The sequence below is a fragment of the Marinobacter salexigens genome, assembly GCF_002806945.1.
GTDB lineage: Bacteria > Pseudomonadota > Gammaproteobacteria > Pseudomonadales > Oleiphilaceae > Marinobacter > Marinobacter salexigens.
The window spans coordinates 75,013-91,999 of record NZ_NIHC01000003.1; the positions used below are offsets into that span (position 1 = coordinate 75,013).

Here is a 16,987-nt window from a genome sequence, read left to right on the forward strand (position 1 = left end):
ATCTCCTCTTAAACGGCACGTGGGTCGGTGATATCTTCAGCCTTGGCCAGTTCTATGTCGTAACTGGTTTCATGGATATGCTGGTTAGCATTCCATTTGGCATAAATAAACTGCAGGTGACCCCAGCCGCCCGCCAACTCCAGCGGTTGTAAAAATACAGCGTGGGAAACGTTCATATTTCTGCGCTGAATATACTGGTGTGGCTCCCAGCCGTGCTCCATCATGATCGAGTCTACCGGGATGCTCGGATAGAACTTGGCTTGAGCGAAAAAGTCGCCGTTCGCGTTAAATAACCGCACTGTGTCGCCGTCCTTGATGCCTTTTTTCTCAGCCAGCTGCGGGTTGATGTAGATATTCGGTTCACCGCGCTGCAACCGCAGCAGGTACTTGTTGCTGCGCCAGTTGGAGTGGATCGCCCAGCGGGAGTGTGGTGAATAGAATTTCAGTGGGTAGTTGGATGCCTCCGGCCCTGCATACAAACGTGCAGTGGGTACAGTGGATTTCAGTTTCTTGAACCAAGGGTGATCACAGTAGAAAGTGATACGACCGGTCAGGGTTTCGTAGGGCTTTTTGCCATCGGTTTGCGCAGTGAACGGGTTATACCCCTCATCCGGCTTCAATGGCTGATTCAAGCCCGCGTGTTCGTTCATCACGATGAAACCTTTCTCGGCGGCTTCTTCAAGCGTGACACCACCGAATTCCGGGGAATCCTCAATGATGTGCTTGAGCACATCGTAATCCGTGTTCAGGGTGCCCTGGCGGGTAAAGTCGTCGTGAATAGTGTGCAAATCACGGGTTACGTCACCATCCTGAATCGGCCCTATGCCGCGGGCAATGGCTCTCTCCTGGATCTTCTTGGTAAGCAGCGCCATGATTTCCCAATCCGGCTTGGACTCACCCACTGGCTCAACCGAGCGGGTAAATACGTTGGCAAACCGGTGGTACCCCTGGGTACGGATATCCCAGGCTTCATAGTGGCTGGCCGCAGGCAACACGTAATCGGCCCATTCAGCAGTAGAATCCATGCGCACGTTAATGTTCACGTACAGCTCTTCTGCCTGGCGCAGATGCTCTTCGCGGTACTTTTTACTCATTTTGTTGCGACGGAAGGTGTTATCCGCGATGGAAATCATGCCCTTGATTTCGCCGTGGTACGGCATCCAGCCCTTTTCCATGGACTCGTTCATCATTTCTTCCATCTCATCAAGATCGAAGCCCACGCGTTTTTTCAGCTTTTTATTGTCAAAGTGATTGCGAGCGCCTTCCATCATGCCGCCACGCAAGAATTCACCTAGGCCACCCGGCTCCAGACGAGCTGATTTTTTACCTTCAAAACCGGCAAGCTCGCTCCACCTTGGGTGATTCCAGACAACCCAGGATGTGTCCAGACCACCGGTACGGCCACCATGCCCGGTCAAAGCCAGTGTCAACGCATACCCCCAACAGGTGTACAAACAGTTGGAGTAGCTTGAAGTGATGTAGCCCAGCATAACGATGGCTTTCTTTGCCTTGGCCAGATGACGGGCTTCCTGACGCACAATGTCCGGATGAATGCCGGTATGCTGTTGGGTTTTTTCCGGCGTGTACTTTGCTGCTTCCTGCTTTACCTGCTCAAAAACTGTGGTGACTTTGAGGCCTTGCTCTACCGTAAAAGTACCTTCAAGAGCCGGGTCCACATCACCAAGCTTCAGGGTTTTATCGCCATCCCCCATGGAGCCTTTGGCTTTTACAGCTTTGTTAGTGTTCAGATCCCAATGGTAGAACACCTCATCTGATCCACCTTCCACCATGTCGGATTCACGCAACAGATTTCCGTTGTCCCTGCGCACCAGCATGGGGAGGTCGGTCTGCTCTTTCATGAACGTTGGTTTGAACAGGTTTTCTTCAATAATCACATTCACAAATGACATGGCGAGAAACGGATCCGAACCCTGCTTTATAGGCATCCACAAATCGGTATGGATGGCACTTGGGTTGTAATCCGGTGCCGTACTGGTGATGCGTGCGCCATTGTATTTCGCTTCCCAGATGTAATGAGCATCAGGAATACGGGTGGCGTTGGGATTAATCATGCCCAGCATGATGTAATCGGCATCAAACCAGGCATCAGAGGTGAAGCTTTCCAGCGGGTTGCCATAGGCCAGGTGAGCACCGGTTAACAGATCCCCTACCACGGTAAAGCCGTCAAGCTGGATGCCACCTACCAAAGCCGCAAAGCGTGCGGGGCCAGACTGACGCACCATGGTCTGGTTGCCAGAACCCTGGTGCGTTTTCAGCTTGCCGGGGCCATGCTTGACAAAAATGTCGATGATTTTGTCGGCCACTTCTTCCGTAGCCTGATCCCAGGAGATTCGCTGCCATTTGCCTTCGCCACGTTCGCCTGTGCGCTTCAATGGATAGCGTAAGCGGTCTGCCTCGTACATGGAGGTGGAGTGAATGGCGCCTTTCTGACAGCCACGGGGATTGGCATCGGGAATGTTCTCATGAACCTGTGGGTATTTTGCGATCTGCTCTTCGCGGATCACTATGCCGTCTTTGACATACACGTTCCAGGCACAGTTACCCATGCAGTTAATGCAGTGGGCGGCGTGTCCAACACTGTCCCATGCCCACTCATTCCGGTAAAGATCTTCCCAGTCGCGATAGGGATACTCTGTGGCCAAGGTGTCTTCGATCGGTTGTAACCGGTTCAATGCCCAAACGTTTCCACTGAGCATAACGCCAGTACCCGTTGCGCCCAAACCTTTGAGGAAATCGCGGCGCTTCAGCTTCCACATTCCCATGACTCTCTCCTCATCGACAATTGCCACCTGTCGCCGATCCAGGTCGACCACAGTTTATTTATGACCTGTTGTACTCTCTTCATCGGCCAACTCTTTTAAAATTAGCATAGGCTAGTTTCACTTGAGTGCCGTAAAACACCTATAGACCCATGTCTCTAAACAAATCTTGATACACGTCAAAGGTGAGCATGCGTGTTTTCAGCACATCCTTGCAAAAAGGCGCGACCTGACGCTTACTTTTACAAATATGCAAGCCTGTGAAACGGTTCAGACACTGGAGGTAAGTATGAAAATTGTATTGAGAAGACCCGCGCTGATTGGCCTTATACTTGGCATCTTTGCTGTTCCTGCATTAGCAGCTGATGCTGAAGCGGGAGCAAAAAAAATTGCCACCTGTGTTGCCTGTCACGGTACTGATGGTAAATCCACTGCCCCAATCTATCCCCACCTTGCTGGCCAGGCACCAGAATATTTAGAGATGGCGCTGAAAGCCTATCGTGCTGGCGAACGCAATGGCGGAATGTCGGCAGTAATGACGCCTCAGGCAACAAACCTGACTGATGAAGATATTGCGGATATGTCTGCTTACTACAGCAAGCAATAAATACAGGGTTTAAAGAGTTTTAAAACCAGAAATGCCGAGTTATAAGCTTACGCTATAACCCGGCATTTTGTTTCGTCATGAACGAATAAATCATTCATTCAACGATTTTTTCAGTTGAAGGCGGTTCCTGACTCCTTCCCAAGCGCTTTCAATATTTTCGCCAGTGGGCAAAATCCTGTAAAGGCGGCCTGCAACATATTTACACCCACGAACGCAGTAAACCAAAGCCAGTAAACAGAATGCAATTGGGACAAAGCCACACTGAGGAGAACGAAAATCCCCGCAATGGCAAACACAAGACGCTCAATCGACATAGTCACTACCTCTAAATTGATTTTTCCCAGGGTACCATTCCTGAAACAGCCAAAATCAGCTACTGATCAGGCTGCTATACTGTTCCACTGAAGCAACCTTACAAAATGTTATAACCTTATGCCTAATGAACATACCATCGCACATTGTCCCTGTGAGAGCCAGAGTTCCTACGCAGATTGTTGTCTGCGATACCACCAGGGCGCAATTGCACCAACTCCTGAAGCATTGATGCGTTCCCGCTTTACTGCATTTTTTCTCAAACTTCCGGATTACCTTCGCGCCAGCTGGCATGTCAGCAGCAGACCCGCAACACTGGATCTGAATGACTCACCAGATTGGGCATCACTTCGAATTTTGGATAGCAAAGAAACAGGCGATACAGGCCAAGTGCACTTCCAAGCCATTTATCGTATGGAATCTGGTTGGGGTTACTTGCAGGAAAATTCAGAGTTTGTGCGAGAAGATGGGCGTTGGTACTACCTGAAAGGCCAACCGGAGGAAGGTATTCTGAAACCCGGTCGCAATGAACCCTGCCCCTGTGGAAGCGGCAGGAAGTTCAAAGCGTGCTGTCTATAAGGAGACTGTCATCAGCCTCCTGTTTAATCAGGCTATTTTCAAAACCGGCTTGATGGTAATGCCACTTGCCGAGTCTTCAAACGCCTGGTTAATCTGCTCAAAGTCATAAAATTTGACCAGCTTATCGAACGGAAACTCCCCCGCTTTGTAGTACGCGATAAGCTGCGGAATAAATACACGGGGGATAGAATCGCCTTCAATAACGCCGATCATACTCTTGCCTTCGGCCATAAGATCGTTGTGAATATCAAGACTCATCTCAGGTGTAATACCAACAATTGCAACTGTGCCCAACGGCCTCAAGGCGTTCAGTGACTGTTTGACAACCGGGGGTACCCCTGTGGTTTCAACGGCATAATGACTGCCGCTACCTGTGAGTTTTTTGACTTCCGCTACGACATCCACATCTTTGCCGTTGAAGGCGTGGGTCGCGCCAAGTTCTTTCGCCAGAGCAAGCCGACTGTCATGCACATCAACGGCGATGATGTGCTGACAACCAACAATTCTGGCAGCCATAACCGCACTAAGTCCTACAGCGCCAGCACCATAAACCACAATAGTGGAACCAAATTCAGGCTTGAGACGATTGAGTACCGTGCCTGCCCCGGTCTGGATACCACACCCCAGCGGCCCCAACAGAGCAAGATCAACATCTGGATCTACTTTCACCACATTCCTGGACTTGGCAATGGAGTAGGTGGCAAATGATGATTGCCCAAAAAATGTCGCCAGCGACTGTTCGCCCTGAGCCAGCCGACGACTACCATCGTCCATGGCACCGCCAAAGTTCAGATCGTTGAAAGTATCGCAAACGGTTGGGTGGCCGGTCAGGCAATGCCCGCAATTACCGCAGTGGGCAAACGACAGCACCACATGATCACCGGTTTTAAGATCAGACACTCCCGCACCAACAGCGTCTACAACGCCAGAGCCCTCATGGCCGAGTACGATCGGGAATGGCGCGATGCCAAGATCCCGCGCCACAACATCCGTATGGCAGACACCCGCTGCAACAATCCGAACCCGTATTTCGTCAAAATCCGGATCTGCAAGTTGCACAGACTCCAGTTTGAATGGCTTACCCTGGCTATGGGTTACCGCTGCTTTAATGTCCATCAATATACCCTCTTCAATTACCTAACCCGGAAGTTTCCTGTCGAATCCCCGACCTCTTCAATTTTTGAGCGTAATCAGAACGGATACTGCCTCGGAGACCTCTGCACACTCACCCACTGCGCTGTGGAAAACTCTTCAATGGCCCAGCCACCATTGAAACGGCCCAACCCAGAGTTTTTCTCACCGCCAAACGGCATGTGCGCTTCATCATTTACCGGCATATCGTTAACGTGAGTCATTCCAGCCCTGATTTTTTGGGCAAATCTCAGTCCTCTGTCCAAATCACCGGAGAATACGGCGCTGGAAAGGCCAAATTCCGTACCATTGGCCAGTTCCAGGGCGTGCTTTTCATCCCGGGCTTTCTGGATTCCTACAAGCGGGCCGAAGATTTCGTTACGGCTGATTTCCATATCAGGGGTAACCTCACCAAACACATGGGGCGGCACCATCTGTCCTTGAATCTCGCCGTCCAGGAGCACTTTGGCCCCCTGCTCTTTGGCTTTGGCAATTTTCTGCTGCAAACCTTCAAGCTGGGATTTATTGATTATGGGGCCGATGGCAGTTTCTATCGCCGAGGGATCGCCAACGTTCAGCTTGCGAACATGGGCGACAAAACTTTCCACAAAGCGGTCGTAAACCTTCGAATCGACAATGATCCGGTTGATGGCCATGCAAATCTGGCCCTGATGCAGAAACTTTCCAAATACCGCCGCCTTCACAGCCTGCTCTATATCCGCATCATCAAGTACGACAAACGGGCTATTGCCTCCCAACTCCAGGGCGACCTTTTTGAGGTAACGACCGCCAGTGGCGATCTTGCCGATATTCTTGCCGACCGGTGTTGAGCCAGTAAACGAAATCATGGAGGGGATGGAATGCGCTACGAAATCATCACCGATAGCTGATCCCGGGCCAATCACCACACTCAGAACACCTGCTGGCAGACCCGCTTCCTCAAAAATGCGAGCCAGCAGTAAACCACCAGTAATCGGCGTATCGCTCGCTGGCTTTATAACGACCGCATTCCCCAGTGCAATTGCGGGTGCGACAGAACGTTGAGACAGGTGCAGCGGGAAGTTCCAGGGGCTGATCACACCAACAACACCCAGCGGCTTACGATAAACAAAATTTTCTTTCCCCGGAACATCGCTGCTCATGGTGGCGCCCTGGGCGCGGGCGGGCATACTTGCCGCTTCCAGAGTTATCCCCCTGGCGCTGCCCCATTCGATGTTGGCTTTTAACCGTGTGCTGCCAGACTCCCGAATCAGCCAGTCAATAATTTCCTCTTTACGCTCGTCGAAAATCGACACTACACGCAGCAGCAGAGCTGCTCGCTCCGCCGGCGGTGTGTCCGCCCAGGCTATCTGCGCCTCTGCGGCTTTCTGGTAGGTCGTATCCAGATCTTCGGCGGTGGCCGAGCGGATGGAAAGCAGCGTCTCGCCGGAGTAGGGGTTTATAACAGAACGGGATTCTTCGCCGCGGCCTTCTTGCCACTCCCCTGCCAATAGCTGCAAATGAAGATTCTGATAGCACTCAGACATAAGCTCAACCTCGCTGTCTATTCCAAGCATGAGCTACCAGTGTAACTATTTATCGGAATCTTACGACTGAGCTAGTGGTATCTACTGTGGATATACGTTCACTTCCCGATGCAAAACGACCCGAAAATTTTCCCTAGCAGTTCATCTGGCGTAATCTGCCCGGTAATTTCCCCCAGCGCATCCTGAGCTGCGCGTAAATCTTCAGCCAGCAGTTCACCAGCGCCATAACCTTCCAACTGGGCCTGACCTTGCTCGAAAAAATCCTTTGCTCGCTGCAGCGCATCCAGATGCCTGCGACGAGCCAGAAAACCACCCTCGGTAGTGCTGGCAAAACCCATGCATTGTTTGAGGTGGTCCCTGAGTATGTCCAGGCCTTCTGTGGACTTGGCTGCCAAACAAATCACCGGTGTGTCTTCGTCAGATTGCTCTGAAAGCCCCACACTTTCTCCGCTCAGATCTACCTTGTTACGGATCACGGTTACCGGAGCCGAGGCGGGTAGCTGATCGATAAAATCCGGCCAGATTTCATGGGGTGTGGTTTTATCCGTGGTGGTGGCATCTACCATGAGCAGAATGCGGTCGGCCTGGCGGATTTCCTCCCAGGCTCGGGCAATGCCGATCTGTTCCACTTCATCCGGGCTGTCTCGCAGACCCGCAGTATCAATGATGTGCAGGGGCATACCATCAATATGAATATGTTCCCTCAGAACATCCCGGGTGGTGCCTTCAATGGCGGTTACTATAGCTGCTTCCCGGCCGGCCAGAGCATTCAGCAAGCTGGACTTACCCGCATTGGGGCGACCGGCAATCACCACTTTCATACCGTCCCTCAGAATCGTACCCTGCTGGGCTTCCGTCAGAATACCTTCAAGTTGATCCAGTAACGCCTGCAGATCGGTTGCAACCTTGCCATCGGCCAGGAAATCGATTTCCTCTTCCGGGAAATCGATGGCGGCTTCCACATAAATCCGTAAGTAAGTGACCGCCTCCACCAGAGTTTCAATACGCCGCGAAAATACACCCTGCATGGATCGCACGGCACAGCGCGCGGCCTGCTCAGAACTACTTTCAATCAGATCGGCAATGGCTTCGGCCTGAGCAAGGTCCAACTTGTCGTTAAGAAATGCGCGCTCGGAGAACTCACCGGGGCGCGCCAACCTGGCGCCTAGTCTGCAAACTTCCCGCAACAGCAGATCCAGAATGATGGTGCCGCCATGCCCCTGCAACTCAAAGACATCTTCGCCGGTAAAGGAATGGGGGTTGGGAAAAAACAGGCCAATGCCTTCATCAATCAGCTCATTGTTCTGATCCAGAAAGGCCCCGTAATGAGCGTATCTGGGCTTTGGCACATAGCCAAGCATTGCGCTGGCAATCTTCTTTGCCTGTGGGCCAGATACTCGAACGATTCCTACACCCGCCTGGCCTGGTGCTGTGGCTATAGCCGCGATAGTGTCGGGAGTGTGGGAGATGCTAGCGCTCTGATTCATGAATCATGCCTCTTACACAACAGTTTTGTGCATTCCTGAAACAACAAAGGCCCCGTTACGGAGCCTTTGTCGAACATTCAAACGGTCACAGTATCAATGCTTTTTAGTGGCCATTTCTGCTTCGATCTTGCGGGTAATGTACCACTGCTGGCTGATCGACAGAATGTTGTTCACCAACCAGTAGAGTACCAGACCCGCCGGGAACCAGAGGAAGAAGATGGTAAAGACTACCGGCATCAGCTTCATGATTTTCGCCTGCATGGGATCGGGAGGCGTCGGGTTCAGGCTCATTTGCAGCATCATGCTGGCGCCCATCAAGATCGGCAGAATGAAGTAAGGGTCCATTACCGAGAGGTCGTGAATCCACAACATAAACGGTGCATGGCGCAACTGTACGCTTTCAAACAGTACCCAGTACAAAGAGATGAACACGGGCATCTGAACCAGAATTGGCAGGCAGCCGCCCAACGGATTAATTTTTTCTTTCTTGTACAGCGCCATCATTTCCTGAGACATGCGCTGGCGATCATCACCGTACAGCTCTTTCAGACGGGTAAGCTGGGGTGCCACAGCACGCATGCGGCCCATGGAGCGGTAGCTGGTTGCAGACAATTTGAAAAATACGGCTTTAACCAGAACCGTCAGCAGAATTATGGAAACGCCCCAGTTGCCCACCAAGCCATGGAACCATTCCATGATGATGAACAATGGCAGAGAGATAAAGAACAGCCAGCCGAAATCCACGGTGCGGTCAAGGCTGGGTGCAACTGCTTCAAGGCGATCAATAATTTTCGGGCCAACATAGGCGCTGGCACCAACTTCCGTGGTTTCTCCCGACGCCACGGTTGTTGCCGGGTAAACAAAACCCATCACATGCAAGGTACCACGACGAGTGGTCTGGAACTGTGCGGGTTGATCCCGCTCGGGTACCCAGGCAGCCAGGAAGTAATGCTGCAGGAACGCCATCCAGCCATTAGTAACCGTTTCGTTGATCCGATTTTTTTCCAGATCCCCAAAATCAAACTTTTCATAAGGATCTTCAGGTGAGCTGGTTACCAAACCAAGAAACGCCTTTATACCCATGCTGGGTCCGGAGGTAGGGTCAGGCGACTGGTCGCGAACAATCTTGCCGGTAAAGTTACCCTGCCAGCTTTCATCGGATTGGTTATCAATCAGATAACGAACGCCAATTTCATAGTTATCACGTTTGAACTGGTAGCGTTTGGTGATGCGAACGCCATTATCCATGGTGTGCACGAGATCAACCGTCAGCTCATCTTCACCATCTGCCAGCTCAAAGCTTGTGGCGTTGGTAGTGAATACGGGAGCCTGTCCGTTTTTCGCACTATCAGGGCCATTTTGGCCAATCAATCCACTTTCGAGCACGTAAAAGCGGTTTTCTGTGTTATTCAGAAGCGTGAGTGGCTCGTCACCATCCAGTGTCTTTTTATATTCAAGAAGTGAGCTTTTGACGAGGTTACCGCTGACGCGATCAATAACCAGATCCAGTACGTCTGTGCGAACCTTTATGTATTGGTTATTTACATCGACACTCGTATTAGCGGCACTGGACACCGTCTGACCAGTTTCTGGCGTGGTGAATTCTTCATCTGCTGAATTTCTGCTAGTCGTGGACTGAGATGTTTCACCTGGCAGAACCATGGCATCCGAGTCAGAAGAGGGGATACCTGTCTGCGTGCGTCCAGACTCTGCTACCTGCTCAGTGGGAACTGGCTGGTGATAATCTTCATTCCAGGCAAGCACCATCAGATAACTGACAATAGCCAGGCCGGCAAATAATACGATGCGTTGAATATCCATAGAGTTACTGTCTGGTCTGGGTTGTTATTGGGGAATGGTTAGCCTGAGTGCAGCAAGAAGATGTGTCTTCAGGCGCAGAGCTCTCGGTGCCTGGTACCGGATCATATCCGCCTTCGGCCCAGGGATGGCATCTCAGCAGGCGTTTTACAGAAAGGTAGAGACCTTTCAGTGATCCATGGTGAGAAACGGCTTCCAAAGCGTATTGTGAACAGGTTGGATAATGGCGGCAGTGGCTGGCCATTAGCGGGCTGATCGCATATTGGTAAAAACGGATGGGCAAAAGAAGCAACTTGCGCATTAACCTGTTCCCTCACCTGCAGAAGGAGATTCTGCTGGCCGAGATGGCGATAGCTGGTGGTATTTCTTCGTTAGTCGTTGCCAGAGACCGTTCAAAGATGCACGCACTGTGTGGTTATCCAGATCTGCAAGCCCTTGACGCCCCAGAACGATAATATCCATTCCGGGAAGATCAGGCTGAAGACGGAAGGTTTCCCGCACCTGGCGTTTGATCCGGTTTCGTTGAACGGACAACTTCAGATTTTTTTTTGCGAACACAAGACCGATCCTGGCATATCCGAGGTTATTCGGAGTAGCCAGGATCAGAAAATTCCTGTGCGGAACCTTCAGCTGTACGTCGTCGAAGACTTTGCCGTAATCAGCAGGCCGTAACAGGCGATGTGATTTCGGGAAATTCAAAGCCTTCATAAGGCGAACGACAGATTACGCAGACAGACGTGCACGGCCTTTGGCACGACGACGGGAAATTACCTTGCGGCCGTTGGCAGTTGCCATACGGGCACGGAATCCGTGAACGCGCTTACGCTTCAGTACGCTTGGTTGAAACGTTCTTTTCATGGTGACGATCTCACAATTCGTGTATTGGACATTCAGAAATGGCTGAAAAATTAATAGCCAAAACAGGAGCGGCATTCTATGCAAATTACACGGCGGGTTCAATGTTTATTGATAGGGGGTTATGCAGATAGGTCTTTCTCCAGCTGGTAACTATGTCAGGTTGGCTGACAGTTCGAAGCTTCTGCGACGAATAATAGTAGTTATAGGTCTTTTTTATATTCTTTAAAGAATTCTATTATTACTGTTATTACGCAGACCGTTTTCTGTGGAAAAGCGAATTTTATCCTGACAAATCAGAGGTATGAGAGCTTTATAATGTTGCGTACAAGTGCGGTTAAGCCCTGTGGATGAGGGCATGATGGATTGTGGAGAACTCGTTGCGAGGCAAACGTGGAGAGTTATCCACCGGAAGACAGGTTGGTTGCACACAGAGCTGAGAGGTAGGTATACACACAGGGCTGTGTGTAACTTATTTATCCGGTATTTCTGTACACAAGGTTGTCCATAAGTCTGTAATTTCTTGATTAAGATAGCTTTAATTTTCCACAGGGTGTTTATGGTGAGGTGTTTGCCCTTTCACTAAAAGGGCTGGCGGGTTAGAATCGTTGGTCAGCTTTCGGGATCGGGCAGCCTTTGCCCGGTTCGAGAAAATATTGGGTAATCGGGAGTTGCCTGTCGTGCCGAACAGACTGTGGCATCAGTGTCTTGAAGTACTCCGGGACGAGTTTCCCGCACAACAGTTTAATACCTGGCTCAGGCCTCTTCAGTCTGATCACCGGGAGGGACAGCTGATGCTGTTTGCTCCTAACCGGTTTGTGATGGACTGGGTTCATGAGAAGTATCTTCGTCGAATAGAGGAGGTACTGAAGGATCTGAATGGTGGCCAGGCTCCTCGTGTCGGGATGAAAGTTGGATCTGCCCCGAGAGAGAGTGAGCCGGTGGTGCGCTCGGAAGTGGAGAAACAGGATTCAGTCAAGCCGGTTCAGGAAGAATCCGGTACAAAGGTGACTGACGAGGAGCGGGGAACAGCGGTTACCTCCGGGGGCAGCCGCCGCACACAGCTTAATGAGTACACCTCTAATGGCGGGCGAAGGCCAGTTCAGGTAGAAGGCGACATTAAGCACCAGAGCTTTCTGAATGAAGGTTTTACATTCGAGACCTTTGTAGAAGGTAAGTCTAACCAACTTGCGCGCGCAGCCTCCATGCAGGTTGCTGAAAACCCCGGTGGTGCCTACAACCCGCTGTTTTTATACGGGGGTGTAGGTCTGGGTAAAACCCACCTGATGCACGCAATCGGAAATGACATTGTGCGCCGTAACCCCAATGCAAAGGTGGCTTACCTGAGGTCTGAGCGTTTTGTTGCCGATATGGTGAAGGCGCTGCAACTTAATGCTATTAATGAGTTCAAACGGTATTACCGGTCAGTGGATGCGTTGTTGATAGACGATATCCAGTTTTTTGCCCGCAAGGAGCGCTCCCAGGAGGAGTTTTTCCATACGTTTAATGCGCTACTGGAAGGTGGGCAGCAGGTAATCGTAACCTGTGACCGGTTTCCCAAAGAAATTGTGGATATGGAAGAGCGTTTGAAGTCCCGTTTTGGCTGGGGGCTTACCGTGATGGTCGAGCCACCAGAGCTGGAAACGCGGGTCGCAATTTTGATGAAAAAGGCTGAACAGACCAATGTTAAGTTGAGCAGCGAAGCCGCATTTTTTATCGCTCAGAAAATCAGGTCTAACGTAAGGGAACTTGAAGGCGCGCTGCGATTGGTGATAGCGAACGCTCACTTCACAGGCTCTGAGATTACTCCACCGTTTATAAGGGAAAGCCTGAAAGATTTGCTTGCCCTGCATGAGAAGCAAGTAAGTATTGATAACATTCAGCGTACGGTGGCCGAGTATTATAAAATCAAGGTTGCGGATCTTCATTCCAAGCGGCGGACCCGAGTAGTGACACGGCCCAGACAAGTGGCTATGTCGCTCTCTAAAGAACTGACGAATCACAGCCTGCCGGAGATCGGGGAAGCCTTCGGCGGCCGTGATCACACAACTGTGCTACATGCGTGCAAGAAAATCCTGGAGCTTCAGGAAACTGACCCAGGTATTCGTGAGGATTATCAGAACTTTATGAGGTTGCTGACAACCTGATGATTTAATCTGCGCAGACTTTTAATTAACCCGTAAGCAAATAACATTCATCCTTCCAACAAAAGAAAGCTGAGTGACATGAAACTGACGATCAGCCGTGAATCCCTGCTCATACCCTTGCAAAGCATTGCCGGTGTTGTGGAAAAAAAACAGACGATGCCGGTGCTGTCCAACGTACTTCTGGTGGCCGAAGGTAATACCCTGGTTTTAACCGGGACAAATATGGAAGTCGAGCTGGTTGGGCGGGTAACGCCTGTCCATGTTGACCAGCCAGGACAAATTACCGTACCTGCGCGCAAGCTTTCAGATATTTGCCGGGCCCTGGGAGATGAAGCACCAATTGATCTGGTGCTGGAAGGCGATCGTTTGCATGTACGGTGTGGCGCAAGTCACTTTACGCTGTCTACCCTGCCCGCCGAGCACTTTCCAAATGTTGAAGATGAACCTGAGAGCTTTCGGCTCGAACTGCCACAGAAAGAATTGAGGCGAATGTTCGATGCTACAGCTTTTGCCATGGCTCAGCAGGATGTTCGTTATTACCTGAATGGTTTGCTGTTGGAAGTGGACAAAGACCACGTTCGCACGGTTGCAACCGATGGCCACAGATTGGCGATGGCTCACGTGGCCCTGGATACAGGTTGTGCAGAGCCCCGGCAGGTGATTGTGCCGCGCAAAGGTGTATTGGAGCTTTCCCGGTTGCTTGATGACGTAGAAACACCTGTCACCCTGGTAATTGGCGATAATCACCTGCGTGCCACGGTAGGATCTTATACGTTTACTTCCAAACTGATTGAAGGCAAGTTCCCGGACTATAACCGGGTGATTCCCCGTGGCGGTGACAAGGTCGTTCTGGCTGACCGCGGCACGCTTAAAAATACCCTTCAGCGTGCAGGTATTTTGTCCCACGAGAACATCCGGGGTGTACGCTTGAACCTGGCATCGAACGAGCTTCAGGTATTTGCCAACAACCCGGACCAGGAACAGGCCGAAGACGCGTTGCCTGTGGATTACCAGGGCGAATCACTGCAGATAGGTTTTAATGTAGGCTACCTGATTGACGTAATGAACGCGCTGGAAGAAGAGCAGGTGAAAATTACACTTTCAAACCCTAACAGCAGCGCACTGATTGAATCGCAGAACGATAACCGCTGTCTTTATGTGGTTATGCCGATGAGGCTATAGGAGAGAATTGATGGGCACCGTAAAGAATGGAATCAAAGGCGTTTTCAGAATTGGGCAAACACTTTCTGTGCTCGGCCGAACCGGTGTCAAATGGGTCGGGGGTGATCGCCCCCCTGCCCCACGTTTGCTGCGCCAGACATTTGAGTCACTTGGTGCGACTTACATCAAGCTTGGCCAGTTCATTGCCAGTTCACCAACCTTCTTCCCGAAGGAATATGTTGAAGAGTTTCAGTACTGCCTTGATCGAACGCCGAATCTGCCATTTAGTGTGATAAAGGGGATTATCGCCGAAGAACTTGACCGCCCTATTGATGAGGTGTTCGCTGAAATTGATCCGGTTGCTTTGGCTTCTGCATCCATTGCGCAGGTGCACGCTGCACGCCTGATCACCGGCGAGGATGTTGTAATCAAGGTTCAGAAGCCAGGTGTTGAAACCATTTTGCTGACGGATCTGAATTTTCTCTATCTCTCCGCACGAATTCTCGAAACTCTGGCACCAAAGCTTTCCTGGACATCCCTTTCAGGAATCGTTGAGGAAATTCAGCGCACCATGATGGAAGAATGTGACTTCATTAAAGAGGCCAATAACCTGAAGGTGTTCCGAAAATTTCTCCATGACACCCATAATGAAGATGCAACCGTTCCTGAAGTTTACGAACATGCAAGCACCCGCAGGATTCTGACCATGGAACGCTTCCACGGTGTTCCTTTAACCGATCTGGAAAGCATCCGGGGTTACGCAAAAGATCCGGAGCGAACGCTGATCACGGCAATGAATACCTGGTTTGCCAGTTTGACTCAATGCGAGTTTTTCCACGCCGACGTACATGCGGGCAACTTGATGGTGTTGAAAGACGGGCGTGTCGGCTTTATCGATTTTGGTATCGTCGGTCGCATCCGTCCGGACACCTGGGAAGCTGTCAGTGATTTTATATCTGCAGTGATGGTGGGGAATTTTGAAGGCATGGCAGACGCTATGATCCGTATCGGTATTACCGACCACACCGTTAAGGTAGACGATCTTGCCGCGGATTTGCGTAAGCTTTATCAACAAATGGACAAAATGGTGCCGGATCATGTGCCCTATCAGGCGGATCAAGCTGAAGATGATGTCAATAATATCCTGATGGATATGGTTAAGGTTGGTGAGAGCCACGGGCTTCATTTTCCAAGAGAGTTTGCGCTGTTGCTTAAGCAGTTCCTGTATTTCGACAGGTACGTGCACATACTCGCACCTGAAATGGATGTGTTTATGGATGACCGCCTGAACATGCTCCACTAGGGCGGGTCGGCTTCCTTATCCCGGTTTTGTACACCAAGGCAGTCACTCACCCCGATACGTGAGTAGTTGCCTTTTTCGTGGATATACTCCACTCCTCTTGCTGCCGCGACGAGCCTTGCTTCCTATGGCGCTGGTAAAACTTCATACCGAGTTTTTTCGCAACCTTTCCTCTGCCGAGCCTGTTTCATTCTCCCCGTCATTTAATTTGCTTTATGGAGCCAACGGCAGTGGGAAAACCAGTGTGCTTGAGGCAATCGCTTATCTTGGGCTTGGTAGATCCTTCCGCGTAAACAGACATCAAGCTGTAGTCAAGCACGGCCAACAACGGTTCACGGTGTTCGGTGGTTTGGACCGTGGCTTCGAAAGTCTGGATGCTGGTGGTGAAGCCGCGCTTGCTCATCGTGTTGGTATTTCAAGGGACATAGCCCAAAAGCAAACAACCCTGAGAGTGGATGGGGAGAGTGTACGTAGCTTGTCCGCTCTTGCCATGCATTTACCGGTATCCGTTATTGATCCCGGGGTATTTGATATTGTCGCGGGTGGGCCTGGAAAGCGTCGCCAGTTTCTGGATTGGGCAGTGTTCCACGTGGAACCTTCGTTTGCATCAAGCTGGCAACAGTGCCAGCGAGTCACATCGCAGCGGAATCAAACGTTAAGAAATGGTAGACTAGACGAATCCATGCTGCGCATTTGGGACGCACAGTACGCGGCACTGAGCGAACGTATAAGCAAAGCTAGAAAGTCTGCTTTTGAGCAATTCAAGAGCGCCTTTGACAGCCTGGTCCAGGAAGTGAATGTAAATTGGACAGAAGGGCTTAAACTTGAGTTTTATCCCGGGTGGGATGTCAGTCAGTCTCTGTCAGATGTACTTGTTCGACACAGGGAGCAGGAAATCCGCATGGGACACACCTTGTATGGGCCCAACCGAGCGGATATTCGCATTAGATTTCACGGGCGCCCAGTGGCGGAAACATTTTCCCGGGGGCAGCAAAAGACACTCGTGATTCTGATGAAAATTGCCCAGAGCATGGTTTTAAACGACCTTGGGAAGCAGGTCAGCTTTCTGCTCGATGATATCAACGCCGAGTTGGACGAGAATCATAGAAGCATGTTGGCTTGTAAATTACAGGAATTGCGTTGCCAGGTATTTATTACATCCATAGAGCACCCTGATCCGGAGTCTCTATGGCAGGGGAGCCAGATACCTGATTATCGAATGTTCCACGTGGAACATGGCACATTGAAGGAAGAATAAAACCGGCCTATCAGTTCTTTTTGCTG

15 protein-coding genes are annotated in these 16,987 nt (G+C 50.8%); 6 read left to right on the forward strand and 9 right to left on the reverse strand.

Translation table 11 applies throughout. The features are described 5' to 3' along the window. Positions 1-8: 8 nt before the first annotated feature. Positions 9-2,783, reverse strand: a complete 2,775-nt coding sequence (clrA, locus tag CDH47_RS05365; protein ID WP_205077526.1) for a chlorate reductase subunit alpha — start codon at positions 2,781-2,783, stop codon at positions 9-11. 286 nt (positions 2,784-3,069) lie between these two features. On the opposite strand from clrA, the gene CDH47_RS05370 reads away from it, so the two are divergent. Then, positions 3,070-3,387, forward strand: coding sequence for a c-type cytochrome (locus CDH47_RS05370; RefSeq protein ID WP_100639312.1), 318 nt, complete (start codon positions 3,070-3,072; stop codon positions 3,385-3,387). A gap of 110 nt (positions 3,388-3,497) precedes the next feature. Here CDH47_RS05370 and CDH47_RS05375 read toward each other — a convergent pair whose 3' ends face one another. Continuing rightward, positions 3,498-3,701 carry a YgaP family membrane protein gene (locus CDH47_RS05375; protein ID WP_100638842.1) on the reverse strand — a complete coding sequence of 68 codons (204 nt, stop codon included), beginning with the start codon at positions 3,699-3,701 and terminating at the stop codon, positions 3,498-3,500. 118 nt (positions 3,702-3,819) lie between these two features. Between CDH47_RS05375 and CDH47_RS05380 the strand changes: the two genes are divergently transcribed. Further along, positions 3,820-4,278 (forward strand): YchJ family protein, encoded by a 459-nt coding sequence (locus CDH47_RS05380; protein ID WP_275667844.1) that lies wholly within the window; start codon positions 3,820-3,822, stop codon positions 4,276-4,278. A gap of 27 nt (positions 4,279-4,305) precedes the next feature. On the opposite strand, the gene CDH47_RS05385 is transcribed toward CDH47_RS05380, so the two are convergent. The 7 genes from CDH47_RS05385 to rpmH all read right to left on the reverse strand — a co-directional run bounded on the left by CDH47_RS05385 (position 4,306) and on the right by rpmH (position 11,098). Further along, complete coding sequence (locus tag CDH47_RS05385) at positions 4,306-5,394, reverse strand: NAD(P)-dependent alcohol dehydrogenase (RefSeq protein WP_100638844.1); 1,089 nt, start codon at positions 5,392-5,394, stop codon at positions 4,306-4,308. Positions 5,395-5,468: 74 nt separating this feature from the next. Next, entirely contained in the window at positions 5,469-6,965 is a 1,497-nt protein-coding gene (locus CDH47_RS05390; protein ID WP_420843660.1) for an aldehyde dehydrogenase family protein, read from the reverse strand. A 68-nt stretch (positions 6,966-7,033) separates the two neighbouring features. Further along, a complete protein-coding gene (gene mnmE / locus CDH47_RS05395; protein ID WP_420843661.1) occupies positions 7,034-8,422 on the reverse strand; it encodes a tRNA uridine-5-carboxymethylaminomethyl(34) synthesis GTPase MnmE in 1,389 nt (462 codons plus the stop codon). 93 nt (positions 8,423-8,515) lie between these two features. Continuing rightward, on the reverse strand, positions 8,516-10,243 hold the full coding sequence (gene yidC, locus CDH47_RS05400; protein WP_100638845.1) for a membrane protein insertase YidC: 1,728 nt from the start codon (positions 10,241-10,243) through the stop codon (positions 8,516-8,518). Positions 10,244-10,247: 4 nt separating this feature from the next. Further along, positions 10,248-10,541 carry a membrane protein insertion efficiency factor YidD gene (gene yidD / locus CDH47_RS05405; RefSeq protein WP_100638846.1) on the reverse strand — a complete coding sequence of 98 codons (294 nt, stop codon included), beginning with the start codon at positions 10,539-10,541 and terminating at the stop codon, positions 10,248-10,250. Beyond that, entirely contained in the window at positions 10,541-10,948 is a 408-nt protein-coding gene (gene rnpA / locus CDH47_RS05410) for a ribonuclease P protein component (protein WP_100638847.1), read from the reverse strand. The genes yidD and rnpA overlap by 1 nt, the downstream gene beginning before the upstream one ends. A gap of 15 nt (positions 10,949-10,963) precedes the next feature. Beyond that, positions 10,964-11,098, reverse strand: coding sequence for a 50S ribosomal protein L34 (gene rpmH, locus CDH47_RS05415; RefSeq protein ID WP_008172542.1), 135 nt, complete (start codon positions 11,096-11,098; stop codon positions 10,964-10,966). A gap of 677 nt (positions 11,099-11,775) precedes the next feature. Here rpmH and dnaA point away from each other — a divergent pair. The 4 genes from dnaA to recF all read left to right on the forward strand — a co-directional run bounded on the left by dnaA (position 11,776) and on the right by recF (position 16,961). After that, a complete protein-coding gene (dnaA, locus tag CDH47_RS05420; RefSeq protein WP_100639315.1) occupies positions 11,776-13,242 on the forward strand; it encodes a chromosomal replication initiator protein DnaA in 1,467 nt (488 codons plus the stop codon). A gap of 78 nt (positions 13,243-13,320) precedes the next feature. After that, complete coding sequence (gene dnaN / locus CDH47_RS05425) at positions 13,321-14,424, forward strand: DNA polymerase III subunit beta (protein ID WP_100638848.1); 1,104 nt, start codon at positions 13,321-13,323, stop codon at positions 14,422-14,424. Between the two features lie 10 nt (positions 14,425-14,434). After that, the gene (locus CDH47_RS05430) at positions 14,435-15,706 is read left to right on the forward strand and encodes an ABC1 kinase family protein (protein ID WP_100638849.1); all 1,272 of its coding nucleotides are present in this window, start codon (positions 14,435-14,437) and stop codon (positions 15,704-15,706) included. 124 nt (positions 15,707-15,830) lie between these two features. Beyond that, positions 15,831-16,961 carry a DNA replication/repair protein RecF gene (recF, locus tag CDH47_RS05435; protein ID WP_100638850.1) on the forward strand — a complete coding sequence of 377 codons (1,131 nt, stop codon included), beginning with the start codon at positions 15,831-15,833 and terminating at the stop codon, positions 16,959-16,961. Positions 16,962-16,987: the final 26 nt, after the last annotated feature.

Excerpts from the sequence above, each read along its gene's own strand:
- clrA (WP_205077526.1), bottom strand. The coding sequence starts at position 2,783 with ATGGGAATGTGGAAGCTGAAGCGCCGCGATTTCCTCAAAGGTTTGGGC.
- CDH47_RS05370 (WP_100639312.1), top strand. The coding sequence starts at position 3,070 with ATGAAAATTGTATTGAGAAGACCCGCGCTGATTGGCCTTATACTTGGC.
- CDH47_RS05375 (WP_100638842.1), bottom strand. The coding sequence starts at position 3,701 with ATGTCGATTGAGCGTCTTGTGTTTGCCATTGCGGGGATTTTCGTTCTC.
- CDH47_RS05380 (WP_275667844.1), top strand. The coding sequence starts at position 3,820 with ATGCCTAATGAACATACCATCGCACATTGTCCCTGTGAGAGCCAGAGT.
- CDH47_RS05385 (WP_100638844.1), bottom strand. The coding sequence starts at position 5,394 with ATGGACATTAAAGCAGCGGTAACCCATAGCCAGGGTAAGCCATTCAAA.
- CDH47_RS05390 (WP_420843660.1), bottom strand. The coding sequence starts at position 6,965 with ATGCTTGGAATAGACAGCGAGGTTGAGCTTATGTCTGAGTGCTATCAG.
- mnmE (WP_420843661.1), bottom strand. The coding sequence starts at position 8,422 with ATGAATCAGAGCGCTAGCATCTCCCACACTCCCGACACTATCGCGGCT.
- yidC (WP_100638845.1), bottom strand. The coding sequence starts at position 10,243 with ATGGATATTCAACGCATCGTATTATTTGCCGGCCTGGCTATTGTCAGT.
- yidD (WP_100638846.1), bottom strand. The coding sequence starts at position 10,541 with ATGCGCAAGTTGCTTCTTTTGCCCATCCGTTTTTACCAATATGCGATC.
- rnpA (WP_100638847.1), bottom strand. The coding sequence starts at position 10,948 with ATGAAGGCTTTGAATTTCCCGAAATCACATCGCCTGTTACGGCCTGCT.
- rpmH (WP_008172542.1), bottom strand. The coding sequence starts at position 11,098 with ATGAAAAGAACGTTTCAACCAAGCGTACTGAAGCGTAAGCGCGTTCAC.
- dnaN (WP_100638848.1), top strand. The coding sequence starts at position 13,321 with ATGAAACTGACGATCAGCCGTGAATCCCTGCTCATACCCTTGCAAAGC.
- CDH47_RS05430 (WP_100638849.1), top strand. The coding sequence starts at position 14,435 with ATGGGCACCGTAAAGAATGGAATCAAAGGCGTTTTCAGAATTGGGCAA.
- recF (WP_100638850.1), top strand. The coding sequence starts at position 15,831 with ATGGCGCTGGTAAAACTTCATACCGAGTTTTTTCGCAACCTTTCCTCT.